Source organism: Brevibacillus nigriterrae, assembly GCF_049846925.1.
Taxonomy (GTDB): domain Bacteria; phylum Bacillota; class Bacilli; order Brevibacillales; family Brevibacillaceae; genus Brevibacillus_H.
Genome location: NZ_JBNCMT010000088.1, coordinates 1 through 526 on the forward strand (window position 1 = coordinate 1; position 526 = coordinate 526).

The 526-nt window shown below is 43.0% G+C and carries 1 protein-coding gene; it reads right to left on the reverse strand.

The window, feature by feature from the left end; genetic code table 11:
- Window positions 1-526: IS110 family transposase (locus ACPW7N_RS26780; RefSeq protein ID WP_425654881.1), on the reverse strand; the 526-nt coding region annotated here is incomplete at both ends.

Genomic DNA, 526 nt, shown 5'->3' on the forward strand with positions numbered 1-526 from the left:
GGATGTTACCGAAAACATGTCACTAAAAACATTCTCAAAAGCTGGGAAAACCTGATCCAGTAGAGCTCTGGTATTTAACTTCGCCTGTACGTATATGGCCGTGACAAACTCATGTTGTCTTGTGACGTACTGAAGTTCTGTGTAGCGTTCCTCCTGCATTCGATGTGGTTCGACCTCACCACGATAATACATTTCCGCTAAGTGCCAAGCATCCGTCACATCGGTTTTAACTTTCCGAAGTTGAGTTCCCTTTGCTCGTTTTGATTGCAAGGGATTGATTATAAAATGTCGTATTCCATTACGTGAAAGAAATGCCACGACCCCACGGTGATAATGTCCTGTTGCCTCCAGAACAACAACAGGATCTTCTCCTGTACATTCTTTTACTTCTGTAAGTCGTTCCTTTAGACGCTCAAATCCTTGTCCCTTGTGCGAAATTGTTTCTGCCTTTCCAAAAGCCTCATTCCGTTTGACAAAAGCTTGAATGACACTAAATCCTTTTGAAACATCCAATCCCACGACTGGT